This is a genomic window from Pseudogracilibacillus sp. ICA-222130 (assembly GCF_037892545.1).
Classification (GTDB): domain Bacteria; phylum Bacillota; class Bacilli; order Bacillales; family Amphibacillaceae; genus Pseudogracilibacillus.
The window spans coordinates 61,779-77,295 of record NZ_JBBKBG010000002.1 but is presented as its reverse complement, the minus strand read 5'-3'; the positions used below and the strand labels follow the sequence as shown (position 1 = coordinate 77,295).

Annotated in this window: 11 protein-coding genes; 1 reads left to right on the top strand and 10 read right to left on the bottom strand. The window is 35.5% G+C overall.

Features of this window, described 5'->3' with window-relative positions; all coding sequences use genetic code 11:
* Positions 1-4: 4 nt before the first annotated feature.
* The 7 genes from WKT09_RS01740 to WKT09_RS01710 all read right to left on the bottom strand — a co-directional run bounded on the left by WKT09_RS01740 (position 5) and on the right by WKT09_RS01710 (position 9,257).
* A complete protein-coding gene (locus tag WKT09_RS01740) occupies positions 5-979 on the bottom strand; it encodes a tripartite tricarboxylate transporter substrate binding protein (protein ID WP_340414372.1) in 975 nt (324 codons plus the stop codon).
* Positions 980-995: 16 nt separating this feature from the next.
* The gene (locus tag WKT09_RS01735) at positions 996-2,480 is read right to left on the bottom strand and encodes a tripartite tricarboxylate transporter permease (RefSeq protein ID WP_340414371.1); all 1,485 of its coding nucleotides are present in this window, start codon (positions 2,478-2,480) and stop codon (positions 996-998) included.
* A gap of 16 nt (positions 2,481-2,496) precedes the next feature.
* A complete protein-coding gene (locus WKT09_RS01730; protein ID WP_340414370.1) occupies positions 2,497-2,991 on the bottom strand; it encodes a tripartite tricarboxylate transporter TctB family protein in 495 nt (164 codons plus the stop codon).
* Positions 2,992-3,084: 93 nt separating this feature from the next.
* Complete coding sequence (gene gudD / locus WKT09_RS01725) at positions 3,085-4,413, bottom strand: glucarate dehydratase (RefSeq protein ID WP_340414369.1); 1,329 nt, start codon at positions 4,411-4,413, stop codon at positions 3,085-3,087.
* Complete coding sequence (locus WKT09_RS01720; protein WP_340414368.1) at positions 4,413-6,113, bottom strand: dihydroxy-acid dehydratase; 1,701 nt, start codon at positions 6,111-6,113, stop codon at positions 4,413-4,415. The genes gudD and WKT09_RS01720 overlap by 1 nt, the downstream gene beginning before the upstream one ends.
* Before the next feature lie 34 nt (positions 6,114-6,147).
* Positions 6,148-7,581: an NAD-dependent succinate-semialdehyde dehydrogenase gene (locus WKT09_RS01715; RefSeq protein WP_340414367.1), complete on the bottom strand. Its 1,434-nt coding sequence runs from the start codon at positions 7,579-7,581 to the stop codon at positions 6,148-6,150.
* 17 nt (positions 7,582-7,598) lie between these two features.
* Positions 7,599-9,257 carry a thiamine pyrophosphate-dependent enzyme gene (locus WKT09_RS01710; RefSeq protein WP_340414366.1) on the bottom strand — a complete coding sequence of 553 codons (1,659 nt, stop codon included), beginning with the start codon at positions 9,255-9,257 and terminating at the stop codon, positions 7,599-7,601.
* Between the two features lie 167 nt (positions 9,258-9,424).
* On the opposite strand from WKT09_RS01710, the gene WKT09_RS01705 reads away from it, so the two are divergent.
* On the top strand, positions 9,425-9,712 hold the full coding sequence (locus WKT09_RS01705) for a transposase (protein ID WP_340414365.1): 288 nt from the start codon (positions 9,425-9,427) through the stop codon (positions 9,710-9,712).
* Positions 9,713-10,372: 660 nt separating this feature from the next.
* Here the strand turns inward: WKT09_RS01705 and odhB are convergent.
* The 3 genes from odhB to trmL form a co-directional block, all read right to left on the bottom strand.
* Complete coding sequence (odhB, locus tag WKT09_RS01700) at positions 10,373-11,626, bottom strand: 2-oxoglutarate dehydrogenase complex dihydrolipoyllysine-residue succinyltransferase (RefSeq protein ID WP_340414364.1); 1,254 nt, start codon at positions 11,624-11,626, stop codon at positions 10,373-10,375.
* Positions 11,613-14,468, bottom strand: a complete 2,856-nt coding sequence (locus tag WKT09_RS01695; protein WP_340414363.1) for a 2-oxoglutarate dehydrogenase E1 component — start codon at positions 14,466-14,468, stop codon at positions 11,613-11,615. The genes odhB and WKT09_RS01695 overlap by 14 nt, the downstream gene beginning before the upstream one ends.
* A gap of 495 nt (positions 14,469-14,963) precedes the next feature.
* Positions 14,964-15,437, bottom strand: coding sequence for a tRNA (uridine(34)/cytosine(34)/5-carboxymethylaminomethyluridine(34)-2'-O)-methyltransferase TrmL (gene trmL / locus WKT09_RS01690; RefSeq protein ID WP_340414362.1), 474 nt, complete (start codon positions 15,435-15,437; stop codon positions 14,964-14,966).
* Between the last annotated feature and the right edge of the window lie 80 nt (positions 15,438-15,517).

Below are 15,517 nucleotides of genomic sequence, written 5' to 3'. Positions count from 1 at the left end.
CCCTTTATTGATTGTCATACACTTCTTTGTCATGTTCAGTAATTTCATTTAATTTTTCTTTTGTTTCTTCCGAACTATAAAATTGTGATGTTAACATATTCTTTTGGATTTCTTCGATAAAATCCTCATTTTCCGCTACTTTTTCTAAAGCCTCTGAGAATACTTCAATTACGTCATCAGGTGTATCTGGATGAAAGGCCCAATAGAATACTTTGTCTATTGCCATATCAACACCTTGTTCTTTAAATGTCGGAACATCTGGTGCACCTTCTAATCTATCTTCCGCAATGACCCCAAGCGGAATCATTTCTCCACTTTCTACATAGTCCTTTACTAATCCTAGCGAAGTAGGAACAATATCAACTCTTCCACCAAGTAATGCTGTAATTTTTTCAGAAGCACCACCTGCATCTACAATATTAAATTCTACTCCTGTTTTCTGCTGAAACTCTAGTATTTGTAAATGTGTCATTGCTCCAACTTCTGTTGCCACTTTTACTTTACCTGGATTTTCTTTCGCATATGCAATTAAACTATCAAGATCTTTATATTCCGATTTTTCCGAAACTAAAAATGTATTTGACTGATCTAGAATGCCAATACCTGCATATTTGAAATCTTCTGCCGTATAATCTGCTAACCCATAAATATTGTTAACAAGCATAGCGTTATGATATGCAAGTGCCGTATATCCATCTGGTTTTTTTGATAATACTTCTTTAATTCCTGTTGAACCACCTGATCCTTCAATATTTGTGATGACAATTGAGTCTCCAAGCTCCTTCTCTAAATACTTCGCTGTAATTCTTGTATTTAAATCCGTATCTCCACCTGCCCCAACAGGAACGACTACTTCAATCGGTTTATTTGGATAATCAGAACTATCCCCATCTTTTTTTGACTCTGCTCCTTCATTTGAGCACGCAACAAGTACAGTAAATAAAACGGTTAACATTACTAGTAAAAACCTATTCTTCATATTAAATCCTCCCTTTTTATCCTGAAACTTTTTTTCGATAATTCATAAATAATTTTAAACCGATCGAGAATACTGTTAATAATAAAAATACTGCGGCAATTGGTTCCGTAAGAAATGGTACGAAACTACCTTCTGATAACATAAGACCACGTCGTAAGTTAGTTTCTAAAATCGGCCCTAAAATGAACCCTAAAACTAAAGGGGTTAATGGCACTTTACCTTTAATCATGAAATAGCCGATAATACCAAAGAAAATTAATGAACCTACATCAAAAATTCTGTTATTCACACCAAATGCACCGACGACACATAATATAAATATAATTGGTAATAAAATTTGTTGTGGTATACTTAATAATTTTACAAACACTCGCATACCAAGAAATAAGAACAGAGCCATTAAAACATTTGCAATAATTAGCGCCGCAAATATTCCATACACAACATCGCCATGATTTTGAATCAACATTGGCCCTGGTTGCAATCCATGTAATACTAATCCACCTAACAACATAGCTGTGACCGTATCTCCTGGGATACCTAATGAGATTAAAGGAACTAACGCACCACCTATAGCGGCATTATTAGATGATTCTGAGGCAACTACCCCACCAGGATGACCTTTCCCAAACTCTTCAGGTGTTTTGGATACATTTTTTGCAGTAGCATAAGCAATAATATTGGCCGTTCCACCACCAATACCTGGCAAAATACCTATTCCTAAACCCATTAAAGTTGAACGTAAAAAGTTCCATTTTTGAGATAAAAATTCCTTTAATTTTACGCGATATTGAATTTTATTCATTTTTTTCTTCTTATTATTTTTGACTTTTTGTTCAGCTGTAATCAAAATTTCGGAAACAGCAAACAATCCAATCAATACTGGAAGTAAATCGAATCCAGCATCTAAAGAATCAAAACCAAAGGTGAAGCGTGGAAATGCATCAATCGGCGCAGAACCAACCATTCCGAATACGATTCCTAATGCTGCCGCTAAAATTCCCTTTATAATGGAATCTCCCGATAAACTTGATATTAATGTTAAAGAGAAAACAACAATCGCAAAAAACTCAAATGGTCCAAATTGTAATGCTACCCTTCCAAGTGGAGGGGCAATTAACATTAAAGCGATAATACTTATTAGCCCTCCGAAGAAAGAGGCAGTAATTGCATATGTAAAAGCTTTTCCCGCCTCTCCTTTTTGGGCCATTGGATATCCATCAAATGTCGTTGCAATAGAAGATGGAGTCCCCGGTAATTTTAATAAAATAGCTGGTATCAACCCTCCTGATACTCCACCAATATACAATCCCATTAACAATGACATACCTGCTACCGAATCCATTCCATAAGTGATTGGTAAACAAATAGCAATTGCCATTGTCGCTGTAAGACCTGGGATAGAACCGAATACTAAACCTAAAAATACACCTGCTACAATTAACAATATGATTTTGAACGTAAATACGGAATTAATCCCGTCGAGTAGTAATTCAAACATAGCAACCACCTCTCTTTCAGCCTAAAATTCCACTTGGTAACATGACATAAAATATATTTCTAAATACAAAATAAATAAACACCGATGTAACAATAGAAATAAGTAAATATACAATAATATTTCTTTTTGTTACACTAGAGAACAATACCATTTGAACAGTTAGGTACAATATGGATGCAAGGATAAAACCTATGAAGTTGATTAAAAACACATAAATAATCATTAATAAACCTGTCAGCAATACACGTGTAAACTTCTTTGATTCATCACTATCATTGATTTCTTCCATTTCGTCTGTATCATCCACAACATTCCCTACCGGATTTTTAATCGATACGATTAAAAAATAGCTACTTAACACAAAAATTAAAATCGCTATTACTTTAGGTAAGAAATCCGCACCTACCGCCGAAGTTGTTAACGCTTGCATATTTAAGCTCATAGAAAAAACGAGTATCGAAATAATTAAAAATATGATACTTATATATACATCTCTAGACATATGTTTCATTGTAAAACCTCCTCACTCAGCTAGAATGACTTTTCTTAAATATCCTTATACTATAAAATATTGCTTGCTGTTTTTATAATAAATAGATTCAAATCACCTAACTAAACAAGGCCGCTTGTTATCAAATTTCCAATTCGGAATGAGATATTGTATGGCAACAGAATCATCTCTCTGTCCTAATGCTTCATTTTTATATAGTTCATGTGCTTTCAATACTTGCTCCATGTCTATATCAACCCCGAGCCCTGGTTTATTAGGAATACTAATTTTCCCATCTTTAATTTTAAATGGTTGTTTTGTTAATCGATCTATCCCTTCTTGCCAGATCCAATGCGTATCTATTGCTGTAATATTTCCTGGTGCCGCTGCGGCTACATGAGTGAACATCGCTAGAGAAATATCAAAATGATTATTGGAGTGTGATCCCCATGTTAATCCAAAATCATGGCATAATTGCGCCACCCTTACAGAACCTTCCATCGTCCAAAAATGTGGATCAGCTAACGGGATTGTCACACTATCTAATTGAACTGCGTGACTCATTTGTCTCCAATCTGTAGCTATCATATTAGTTGCAGTTGGTAGTCCAGTCTGTTTTCTAAACTCTGATAATATTTCTCTACCCGAAAAGCCATCCTCTGCTCCACACGGATCTTCTGCATACGCTAAAATCCCATGCATATCTTTGCATAAATCAACCGCTTCTTTTAATGACCATGCACCATTTGGATCTAAGGTTATACGTGCTTTAGGAAACCTTTCCTTTAAAGCTTTAATTGCTTTAATCTCCTCTTTTCCTTCTAACACGCCTCCTTTCAATTTGAAATCTTTAAAACCATACATTTCATAGGAAGCTTCAGCTAGTTTAACAATTTTTTCAGGTGTTAGTGCCTCTTCATGACGGATTTTATACCAAGTATTTGTTGCCGATTCATTTGTGACATAAGGTAGTTCGGTTTTACTTTGATCACCTACATAAAATAAATAACCTAGTGCTTCTACTTCTTCTCTTTGTTGCCCTTCGCCTAATAAGGCAGCGACAGGTACATTTAATTGTTTACCTAATAAATCTAATAATGCCGCTTCAATTGCTGTAACTACATGAACAGTCGTTCTTAAATCAAATGTTTGTAAACCTCTTCCATGTTTGTCTCGATTCGAAAATGTGCTTCTAACTTTATTTAAGATGTTTTTATATAGACCTATTGGCTCATTTATGACTAAGGAAGTAGCATCCTTTAATGTATTTGTTATATCTTCTCCACCAGGTACTTCTCCAACTCCCAAATTGCCAGTACTATCCTCCAATATAACGATATTTCTAGTAAAGTATGGTCCGTGAGCACCACTTAAATTTAACAACATGCTATCGTGTCCAGCTACAGGATATACCGACATATTTACAATTTTAGGTGTAACCATTAAGTGTTTTCTCTCCCATCATTTGTTGGTAACATGAAATCAAAATCACAGCCTTCATTTGCTTGCAATACATGCTTTCTATATAACCATTCATAACCACGACCGTGATTTTCTGGCTGCGTCCAACCCGCTTTCCTTTGAGCAAATTCTTCTTCACTTATTTCTACATTTAATTCCTTTTTATCCACATCCAGATTAATGATGTCTCCCGTTTTCACTAAGCCAATTGGTCCACCAACCGCAGCTTCTGGTGCAACATGAAGTATAACTGTCCCAAAAGCAGTTCCACTCATACGACAATCAGATATTCTAACCATATCTCTAATCCCTTGTTTTAATAGTTTATTAGGTATTGGTATCATTCCTGCTTCAGGCATTCCAGGTGCACCAACAGGCCCTGCATTTTGAAGTATTAGTACACTATTTTCATCTACTTCTAGTTCTGGATCATTAATTCTTTCTTCCATATCATCTAAAGAAGTAAAAACGACTGCCTTCCCACGATGTTTTAACATCTTTTTATTAATAACAGCTTTCGGTTTAATAATCGCTCCATCAGGTGTTAAATTTCCTTTTAAGACGACAATCCCTCCATCTTTATGAAGCGGATCACTAACTGTTCTAATGACATCTCTATATTCAGGTTCTACAGCAACGTCTTTTAAATTTTCTTTTAAACTTTTTCCCGTTACTGTTAATTCATCCATATGCAATAAACCTTCTAATTCTTTTAAAATTGCGGGAATTCCACCTGCAAAATATAAATCTTGCATTTGATACTTACCAGCAGGTCGTAAATTTCCGATAAATGGAGTTTCAGAACTAATTCTGTCGAAATCATCTAAAGTTATTTCGATATTTAATCTCTTAGCAATAGCAATCAAATGAATCACTGCATTTGTGGATCCACCTATTGCCATTAAAAGCTTCATTGCATTTTCGAAAGACTTTTTTGTCATTATTTTTGAAGGTGTTAAATTGTTTCTTACTTGGTCTACAATCGTCTTACCAGTTTGTCTAGCTAAATTCATTCTTTCGTTAAATGTCGCAGGTACTGCAGCCGCTCCAGGCAGCATCATCCCTAAAGCCTCTGAACAAGATGATATAGTACTTGCAGACCCCATTACCATGCAATGTCCAGCTGTTGGAGCTAATTGCTTATTTATATCATTAATTTCTTCATCTGATACAGTACCAGCCTTATACTCTTGCCAAAAATACCTACAGTCTGAACAAGCACCTAATGTCCTACCTTTATACTCTCCATTGTTCATAGGACCACCAGTAAATAATATCGCTGGTTTATTTGCACTTGCTGCACCCATTAATTGTGCTGGAGCCATCTTATCGCAACCACCCAATAATACAACTCCATCAATTGGTTGAGCCGAAATCATTTCCTCTGTATCCATTGCTACAAGGTTTCTATATAACATTGTTGTTGGACTTGTGAACATCTCACCAATAGATATAGTTGGAAACTCTAATGGAGTCCCTCCAGCCATAATAATGCCATCTTTAATCGCATCTACTATTGGCTCTAAATGTGAATGGCATCTGTTTACTTCACTAAAAGTATTTGCAATTCCAATGACAGGTTTTTCGTAATCACTTTCATCATGCCCTAAATGTCTTCGGAACGCCATTTTTATAAATTCACTAAATCCTTCATCACCGTAAGCTGTACCTTTTCTCTTCATTATTCTTCGCTCCTTAATTATTAAGGTTTATATATTAGTTATTTGAATTGATTTGTAAGGATAAAAATTTATACTCTAAATAATCTTCAATTCCTTGTCGTCCACCTTCTCGACCGAAACCAGATTCTTTAATCCCTCCAAAAGGTGCTTGTGCTACAGTTGGAAGTGCATCATTGATTCCTACGATTCCATATTGTAATGCTTCACTTACTCGCACACTTCGTGAAATATCATTTGTATAAATATATGATGCTAATCCATATTCACTACTATTTGCTAATTCAACGACTTCCTCCTCATCATTAAAAGGAAATAGTGGCGCAATTGGTCCGAATGTTTCTTCATGAGATATTTTCATTTCATGCGTAGCATTTACAATAACTGTCGGTGACATAAAACTACCATTATGATAAGGTTCTTCCGTAACCTTTTTTCCACCTGTAATGACTTTAGCGCCTTTTTGCACTGCATCTTCTACATGTTCTATTGACTTTTCAACTGCTGCTCCATCAATTAATGGTCCGATATCTACATTTTCTTCAAATCCATCACCAATTTTCATAGCATCTACTTTTTCCTTTAACTTTTGAGCAAAAGAGTCTATCACATTCTCATGGACATATACTCTATTTGTACAAACACAAGTTTGCCCAGCATTTCTAAATTTACTCGCCATTAAACCTTCTACCGCTTGATCTAAATCGGCATCTTCAAAAACGATAAACGGTGCGTGTCCGCCTAGTTCCATCGCTAACTTTTTCAATGTTTTCGCTGAATCCCTTACTAATTGTTTTCCAACTTCTGTCGATCCAGTAAATGTAATTTTTCTCACAATTGGTGAATCCATTAATCCTTTAGAAATCTCACTTGCTGAACCGTGTAATAAATTGACTACCCCTTTAGGAATACCTGCTTCATGACAAGCCTTCACAACTTCAATTGCAGTCAAAGGAGTAGCAGAAGCTGGTTTTACAATAGCTGTACATCCTGATGCAAGCGCCGGTGCAACTTTTCGTGTAATCATAGCAATAGGAAAATTCCACGGCGTGATAGCGCCCACTACACCAATAGGCTGTCTAATCACCGTCAGTCGTTTAGAGCCGGAAGATGGTGGTATCGTTTCCCCATAAATCCTTTTAGCTTCTTCTGCATACCATTCTAAATAATCAATAGCCAAGGAAATTTCTGTTTTTGCTTCATTTAACGGTTTTCCCATTTCTTTTGTAATAACCTGAGCGATTTCCTCGGTACGGTCACGTAAAATACGACCAACTTCCAATAAATATGCTCCTCTTTCTTTTGCTGTTTTTTTGGACCACTCTTTAAACGCAGTTTCTGCTGCTTCAATCGTATGTTCAATATCGTCTTTATTACATTTCGTTACTTCATCTATAACTTCTCCCGTAGAAGGATTGACTACTTTTAATGTATTTTCCCCTTGTATCCACTCACCGTTGATATATAACATTTTTATTCCTCCTAATATTATTTGTTTTCTAATTGAACTTCATGATTTGCAGATAAAATCTTTGGATCTGTTAAAATTTCAATTATCGCAGGTTTCTTGGATTGAATCGCTCTTTCGAAAGCACCAGCAATATCTTCATTTTTTGTAATTCTTTCCCCATGCCCACCAAAGTTCTCAGCATATTCAGCAAAGTTTGGATTCGTTAATCTCGTTCCAATTACTCGATCTGGAAACTTACCTTCCTGGTGCGTATGGATTGTTCCATAAAGGTTGTTATTAACAACGATTGAAATAATCGGAATATCATATCTAACTGCTGTTTCAAATTCTTGGGGATTCATCATAAATCCACCATCGCCCGATAAAGAGATAACTAGTTTGTTTGGATGAGCAACTTTAGCGCCTATTGCAGATGGCATTCCATATCCCATTGCTCCGGATGTCGGCCCATAATATTGTGCATTTTTATCAAACTTATAATATCTAGAAATCCAAGAGAAGAAATTACCAGCATCACTCGTAATGATTTTTTCTTCTGATAAATTGTTTTGAATATATTCTAGAACTAATTTTAGATTCACATAATTTTCATTTTCTATTTTGCTAGGTGTTGAAAACACAACATACTTCTCGTTTTCATTTTGAACGTATCTTTGACGGTCTTCATCTTTATTTTCTTCCACATAATCTAGCAGTTTTTCTAAAAATGTATCTACATTAGAAACAATTGGTAATGTTGGAGAATAAACTCTACCTATCGTTTCTTCGGAAATATCTACATGCACTAATTTTGATTTTTCATTGATCAGAGTATAGTTATCTGTAGTCATTTGTGAAAACTTAGTTCCAAGCGCTAAAATTAAATCGCTTTCATAAATACATTTAGAAAGTTCTTCTCTAGCACCTAACCCTAATGTTCCAATATAATTTTCATGTTTATTCGGGAATGCATGGAATCTTCTAAATGCTGTAGCAACTGGAATCGAACACTTTTCAGATAATGTTACTAATTGATCTGTCGCTTCAGATAAAATTACCCCACCACCAGCAATAATTACAGGTTGCTTTGCTTCTTTTAATAAATTTGCAACTTCTTTCACATCTTCATCGTTTGGATATACTTTAGACTTTTTAATTGGATGATAAGGTGTTTCTGTAACTAAATCATCTTGCATATCTTCCGGCAATGAAACCAAGACAGGACCAGGTCTTCCAGATCGTGCTACATGAAATGCTCTATGTAAAATCTCCGGAATTCTGTTTGCATCATTAATTTCGACTGTCCATTTACAAATTTCTTTAAAAAAGTTAACAAAATTTACTTCCTGAAACGCTTCACGGTCTTTAACATTTCTTTCCACTTGTCCAATAAGTGCCACTAATGGTGTAGAATCCTGTTGAGCAGTATGTAAACCAATAGATAGATTCGTGGCTCCAGGTCCTCTTGTCGCCGTACAAACTCCTACTTCCCCGGTAGATTTAGCATAACTTTCTGCCATAAAAGATGCTCCACCTTCTTGTCTTGCTGAAATAAAGTCGATACTAGATTCTTCATATAATGCATCTAGCACGTTTAAATAGCTTTCACCTGGAACTCCAAATACTTTTGTTACACCTTCATTTTTTAAAACTTCTACGATCGCTTGACCACCATGTATATTAGTTTTAGTTGTCATTATTAACTCACCCTTATATAATTTTGTGAGTTAATTATATGACATATATAATTGTCTGTCAATAAAATTTTTAGAAAATTCTATTTTTAAAACATGACTTTTCATCATATATTTTTTATAGTTTTATATAATTTCAACGACTCATAGTTTCTTATAATACTTATAAAATGGCATTTGAATATGTGAATGCAGAAACTGGTGATATCATTGACATTTTAGAACGTCGAGATGCTCAAACCATCAAAGAACATTTCATTCGGAATTATCATTTAAAAGATTTGAAGAGGGTAGAAACCTTAACGATTGATATGAATGCAGGATATGTGAATGTGATAAAGGAAATATTTCCACAAGTGAAGATCATAATCGACCGTTTCCATATCGTTCAATTAATTAGTCGTTCGATGAATCAGACACGCGTGCATATTATGAATCGAATTGAGAACATCTCATAACGAAGATAGGAAGAAATATCTTAGATTAAAGAAGCATTGGTGGTTATTATTAAAGTACAAGCACAACATATCTTACACGTATTATAAATATTATCCGTTATTTGGCCAACGCTTGGAGGCAAGTATGATCAATGAGTTATTAGATTATGATGAAGATTTAAAAATGCATTATCATTTATATCAAACATTATTGGAAAGTGTGAAAGAAAAGAACTTTACACCGCTGTCGTATACACTAAACGCTGTTGACCAATCGTTATACTTTCGTTACATGAAGACACACATTAAGACAATTTTAAATGGAGATCAATCATACAAAGTAAAAAATCCTCCTCCCTCGCAGCTTAAGATCAAAGGAAAAGGAAACGAGCATGTAAACAGCCATATGAAACGTAGGAAATGTACATAGACTCCTGCGTGAGGGAAGGCCTAGATAAGACAAGTGAAGGCAAAGCCTGAACTTGGCTTAGCAGCCGCCCGCGGAAAGCGGAGTACATTTCCGAAGTGACGTATTCACGCTATTCTTATTGGCTCAACACAATTAAATATTAGACGACTTTAAAAGGGTCACCAACACCATTTGACAAAGAGCCAAATTTCTTTACATAAAAAAACTAGGATAGGTGGGGGTTGGGTTCCACATATCCTAGTTTATAATGATTAACCTTGTAATAATAAGTCGTATGGATCTTCTAGCATTTCTTTGATACGTACTAAGAACTGAACTGCTTCTTTTCCGTCCACAATTCTGTGGTCGTAAGATAATGCTAAATACATCATTGGACGAACTTCAATTGTATCATCCGGCATAACAACTGCGCGTTTAACGATGTTATGCATTCCTAAAATACCAACTTGTGGAGCATTTAGGATAGGAGTTGATAACATAGATCCGAAGATACCACCGTTAGTGATAGAGAAGGATCCACCTTGTAAATCATCTAATCCTAATTTGTTATCTCTTGCTAATGTTCCTAAACGAGCGATTTCTTTTTCAATTCCTGCAAAGTCTAATTTATCTGCATCGCGTACAACTGGTACAACTAATCCACCATCTGTAGATACCGCAATACCAATATCGTAGAATTCTTTAACGATTAAATCCGTTCCGTCAATTTCCGCATTTAATAATGGGAATTCTTTTAAAGCAGCTACAGTAGCTTTTGTAAAGAATGACATGAAACCTAATTTAATATCATTTTTCTTAACGAATCCTTCTTGACGCTCTTTACGTAAGTTCATGATTGCTGTCATATCAATTTCGTTAAACGTAGTTAACATCGCAGCTTCGTGTTGAGCTTCTACTAAACGTTTAGCGATTGTTTGACGACGACGGCTCATTTTTTCTACACGTACAGGTTTTTCAAACTGTTGAGCTGTCTCAGTAGCTGCAGCTTGTTTCTTCGCTGGAGCTGCTGGTGCAGATTTAGCTGCATTGTTTGCAGCCTCTACGTCTTCTGGACGAATACGACCTAAAGGATCTTGTGCTTTCACTTGTGATAAATCAATGTTTAATTCACGAGCTAATTTTCTAGCAGCAGGTGATGCAATAACATCTCCAGCTTCTGTTGCAACAACTTCCTCTTGTGCTTCTTGTTTAGGCGCTTCTGCTGGTGCCGCTTCTTCTTTTTTCTCTTCAGCTGCCGGCGCTTCCGTAGATGGTGCAGCTGCTCCTGAACCACTTTCGTCTACTTTTGCAATAGCGTCCCCAACACTTACGTCGTCTCCTTCTTCTGCAAGTACTTCAACAATAACACCTGCATAGTCAGAGTTAACCTCAACGTTTACCTTGTCCGTTTCTAATTCTACAACCGGATCCCCTTTTTCTACTTTGTCTCCTGGTTGTACAAGCCATTCAGCTATCGTACCTTCTGTAATTGATTCAGCTAGTTCTGGAATTTTAATTTCCTTCACTATTATTTCCTCCCTTTGCTGGATTAATCGCTTCATTCACGACTTTTTCTTGGATTACTTTATGAACATTTGGCTCCCCTACTGAAGTTGCAGCTCTCTCAGGGCGACCAACATAACGGATTTTTACTCCGTCTTTAGTAAGCTCACGTAAATATTCTAAAACATAACGCCAGCTTCCCATATTTTTAGGTTCTTCTTGAACCCAAACAATTTCCTCTAAATTAGGTAATTGTTCGATTTCTTTTTTCAATTGATCTTGCGGGAATGGATATAACTGTTCTACACGCATTGCACGTAACCAGTCAAATTTTTCCTCCGAATTTTCAATTGCTTCCTCAATATCGACCATGATTTTACCAGAACCTAATAATAATCGTTTCGCATTTTTCTTGCTTACTTTTAAGTTAGGTTGGTTACGTAAAGGCATAAATTTACCATTTGTAAACTCTTCAGCAGGTGATGCGACACGTTCGTTACGTAATAAACTCTTAGGTGACATAACTACTAATGGACGCGCTTCTTCTGATCCACGCATTTGCGCTTGACGGCGTAATAAGTGGAAGAATTGAGCAGATGACGTTACGTTTGCAACGATCCAGTTGTTTTCTCCTGCCATCTGTAAATAACGCTCTAAACGTGCACTAGAGTGCTCTGGTCCTTGCCCTTCATATCCATGAGGTAACAGGATAACCATATTCGATTTATCGCCCCATTTCGCTCGTGCAGAAGAAATAAATTGATCAAAAATTACTTGTGCTACGTTCGCGAAGTCACCAAACTGTGCTTCCCAAATAACTAATGTTTCTGGAGATTGAATACTATAACCATATTCAAATCCTAATACAGCAGTTTCAGATAATGGGCTATTATAAATATCAAATGACGCATTTGCATCATCTAATCCGTGCATTGGACAGTATTTCTCACCCGTTTCAGTATCATATAACACTAAGTGACGATGTGCGAAAGTACCGCGCTCTGAGTCTTGACCTGTTATACGAATTGGAGTTCCATCTTTCACAATGGATGCGAAAGCTAATGCTTCTCCTTCTCCCCAATCTGCTTTTTGTCCTTCTTCTAAAATGTTTTCACGGCGTTTGAACACACGGTTTAAACGTTTGAATCCATTAAAGCCTTCAGGACGTTTTAATAGGTCAGCGTTTAATTTTTTCAGATCTTCTAATGGAACAGCAGTTTCATAATCGTCTATGCTATTCGCTAAATAATCTGGCATTTTTAATTCAGAAACTCCTACTAAAGGATTTTCCTTCATGCTTTCGTAAATTGTTTGTAATTCTTTTTGATGATTATCTTTCATCGCCTGAATTTCTTCATCTGTTAAAAGACCTTCTTCTTTTAACTGTGAACCGAAAATTTCTGTTACAGTTGGATGTTGGTCAATTTCACGATATAAAGCAGGCTGTGTAGATCTTGGCTCATCCATTTCGTTATGTCCATAACGACGATAACCAACTAAATCAATCACACAATCTTTCTTAAATGTTTGATTGTAATCATATGCAAGTTGAATTGCTTTCATACAAGCAATTGGATCGTCTGCATTTACACGAATGATAGGAATTTCATATCCTTTTGCTAAATCACTCGTATAACGTGTAGAACGTGAATCACGTCTATCTGTTGTAAATCCAACTAAGTTGTTTGCAATGATGTGTAATGTTCCACCAACACGATACCCTTTTAAGTTGCTTAGGTTTAATGTCTCAGGTACAATTCCTTCTCCAATAAACGCTGCATCTCCATGGATTAATACACTTATTGCTTTACTTAAATCTTGTTTCGGATACCCTTTTTCAGAACGATCATCTTGAACTGCTCTCGTTTTACCAGCAACTACTGGATTCACGAATTCTAAGTGTGATGGGTTATGCGCTAAATGTACACGTGTAGATGCATCATCATTTTCTACAATTCTAGTAGCACCAAAGTGATATTTAACATCCCCTGTCCAACCATAGTTAATTCCCATTGATCCTTCAGATGGTATTAACTCCTTATCTGGCGCATGGTGGAACTCAGAGAAAATTTTATCTAATGGCTTTCCTAACACGTAAGCTAATACACTTAAACGTCCACGGTGTGCCATTCCCATCATAATATGTTCAATTTTATCATCATTTGCTGATTTAACGATTCGATCTAATACAGGAACCATCGACTCTAAACCTTCGATAGAAAAACGTTTTTGTCCTACGAATGTTTTCTGTAAGAACTGTTCAAATCCTTCTACTTCAATTAAACGATGTAATAATTGTTTCTTTTCTTCCGCATCTAAATTAAGATTTAATTCTTCTGATTCAATGCGATTTAATAACCATTCACGTTCTTCATTACTGTTTACATGATCATATTCAAATGATACTTTACCCGTATAAATTTTTAGTAAAGTTTGCACAACATCATATCCAGTTTCGATGTTTGCAGGAGCTTTATCCCACAACCATGACGCTGGAATATTCTTTAAATCTTCATCTGTAATACCGTACTTATCTTGATTTAATAAATCTGTTTCTTCATGCCATCCGCCAACTGCATAAATATCAGCTTTTAAATGACCGTGACGACGAATTGCGTCCATATACTTCATTGCTGAAGTAATCTTTTTCACATCCGCACTTGAAATACCTTCTGAAACAACGTCTCCACTACTTCTATGATCCATCCACTCAGGGGCACCATGTGTATCAAACATTGTTTTTAAAGTAGGATCAACTAAACTTGGATCCTCTTTATATAAATCATATTGTTCTTCTACATATCCCATGTTTGGACCATAAAAACTATTCCATATTTTGCCGTTCGGCTTTGCACTTTGTGCCACGTCTTATACCCCCATTAGATATTGACTTTACCCGTTCACTACGGAATGATTTACTCATGTTCATTATAGAACTGTCTTGAAAGTTGAGCAACTAATAACACTTATAAAGTATAAATGTCAAATGAAATCGCTATCTTATTTTAAAAAACAGTGAAAAAAACCTATATTTTTTGAATATTTTGTTAAAACTTACGGGTAAATATATCAAAAATTACGTTTATTTTATATACAATCCATTCATCTCATCAGGCTTTTGGCCAAATTCGTTCATCTTATATGAAATGATTTCACAAAAGCAAGAATAAAAGTTATAATATGTATGTTAAGAAAGTTCCTAACTCAAAGGAGGATGAATGTGATGAAATTAGCATTAATCTTAGCTCTTTGCGTTACGTTTGTAACAGCTTGCCTAACTTCAGCATATGAATCAAAACCAGGCGTACCAACAAATAATCAATAATAAGATCGTCATGTAATGTAAATTGCATGACGATTTTATTTTATATTTGGAAATCCTTGTTGTCTAAGCGCTTCGTATATAATAATTGCTGCCGTATTAGATAAGTTTAATGACCTAACATGTTCACTCATATGTATGCGTAAACAACGTTGTTCATTTCCTGCAATGAGGTCTTTTGGAATACCTGTCGTCTCTTTTCCAAAAACAAAAAAGATTTCTTCCTCCGCATTACTAAAATCATAATCGGTATAATATTGTTCACCAAAATTTTCAATATAATAAAATACTCCATCTTCATATTGATCATATAAATCAAAAATGGATTCATATTCTATTATATTCACGTTTTTCCAGTAATCTAAACCTGCACGTTTTAACATTTTATCATCTGTTGAAAAACCTAACGGATGAATTAAATGTAACGTCGTGTTTGTCGCTAGACATGTCCTTGCAATATTTCCAGTATTAGCTGGAATTTCTGGTTGATATAATACGATATGCAATCCCACTGATGAACCTTCTTTCATATAACTTTCCATTATTATGATTGATTATATATACAAATACGTTAGAAATCATATCATTATCA

Coding starts and splice junctions, on each gene's coding strand:
- WKT09_RS01735 (WP_340414371.1), bottom strand. CDS start 2,480: ATGTTTGAATTACTACTCGACGGGATTAATTCCGTATTTACGTTCAAA.
- WKT09_RS01740 (WP_340414372.1), bottom strand. CDS start 979: ATGAAGAATAGGTTTTTACTAGTAATGTTAACCGTTTTATTTACTGTA.
- gudD (WP_340414369.1), bottom strand. CDS start 4,413: ATGGTTACACCTAAAATTGTAAATATGTCGGTATATCCTGTAGCTGGA.
- WKT09_RS01730 (WP_340414370.1), bottom strand. CDS start 2,991: ATGAAACATATGTCTAGAGATGTATATATAAGTATCATATTTTTAATT.
- WKT09_RS01715 (WP_340414367.1), bottom strand. CDS start 7,581: ATGTTATATATCAACGGTGAGTGGATACAAGGGGAAAATACATTAAAA.
- WKT09_RS01705 (WP_340414365.1), top strand. CDS start 9,425: ATGGCATTTGAATATGTGAATGCAGAAACTGGTGATATCATTGACATT.
- WKT09_RS01710 (WP_340414366.1), bottom strand. CDS start 9,257: ATGACAACTAAAACTAATATACATGGTGGTCAAGCGATCGTAGAAGTT.
- WKT09_RS01720 (WP_340414368.1), bottom strand. CDS start 6,113: ATGAAGAGAAAAGGTACAGCTTACGGTGATGAAGGATTTAGTGAATTT.